This is a genomic window from Ancylobacter lacus (genome assembly GCF_018390635.1).
Classification (GTDB): Bacteria; Pseudomonadota; Alphaproteobacteria; order Rhizobiales; family Xanthobacteraceae; genus Ancylobacter; species Ancylobacter lacus.
In genome coordinates this window covers 1-718 of sequence record NZ_JAHBGE010000075.1, presented here as the reverse complement: position 1 = coordinate 718, position 718 = coordinate 1, and the positions used below count along the sequence as shown (strand labels likewise).

At 59.2% G+C, this 718-nt stretch carries 2 protein-coding genes; both read left to right on the top strand.

Annotation, left to right across the window (positions count from 1 at the left end):
- Positions 1-220, top strand: a 220-nt coding sequence (locus tag KHC27_RS18895) for a hypothetical protein (protein WP_213341117.1), incomplete at its 5' end; no start/stop codon positions are given.
- A gap of 245 nt (positions 221-465) precedes the next feature.
- Complete coding sequence (locus KHC27_RS21775) at positions 466-711, top strand: hypothetical protein (RefSeq protein WP_246520080.1); 246 nt, start codon at positions 466-468, stop codon at positions 709-711.
- The last annotated feature ends 7 nt before the right edge of the window (positions 712-718 follow it).

The window sequence follows — 718 nt, the reverse complement described above, 5'->3', positions numbered from 1 at the left end:
CCGCCTCTCGGCGGGATTTTTTGGGACGTCAGACGTTGCGGGAGCGGTTTTCATGGGAGGGAGAATGATCAACCATTTTTGGAAGATCAAGCCGTTTTTGACGGTTCTCGCTTGGAACTGGCGCCAAGTGCCCCATTTGTGGTGTTATCTTATTGATGCAGCTATCAAATTTGGTATGCGCGAAGCTATGGCTAAGCGCGAACCTTTTGTTCGCTCTTAGGGGGTGTCATGCTTCTTCATGAGCGAATTGCCGCATTCCGCGAATCGCTGAGATTGACCCCACCAGAAATGGCGCGGCAGACTGGCATCCCTGAGAGCACCTACCGCCGTTATGAGACGGAAGACGGCGCGCCAAAGGCACAACATTTGGCGCGCTTAATAGAAATGGGATGTGATGCTCGCTGGCTTATGACCGGCGAAGGTTCGATGCGAAACGCGGCTGGGAGGCAGTCCCAGACCCCAGCCATGTCGGTTGGGATAGACGAGGCGCTGTTCAAGACGGTTGCAACGCTGGTTCAACGCCTTCACGCCGAGGCCGGCATTGACCTTCCCGGGCCGGCGCTGCTCGACATGCAGATCAAGCGTTACAACCGCGTCGCCCGCGTCGCGCCGGAGCTTCGGGACGGCGCCCTCGCCATGCTCGAGCAGGACCTCGTCGACGAGCTGGCGGACGCCCGCGCCAATCCCGGGCAAGGCAAACGCGCGGGCTGATGCTCGT

Excerpts from the sequence above, each read along its gene's own strand:
- KHC27_RS21775 (WP_246520080.1), top strand. The coding sequence starts at position 466 with ATGTCGGTTGGGATAGACGAGGCGCTGTTCAAGACGGTTGCAACGCTG.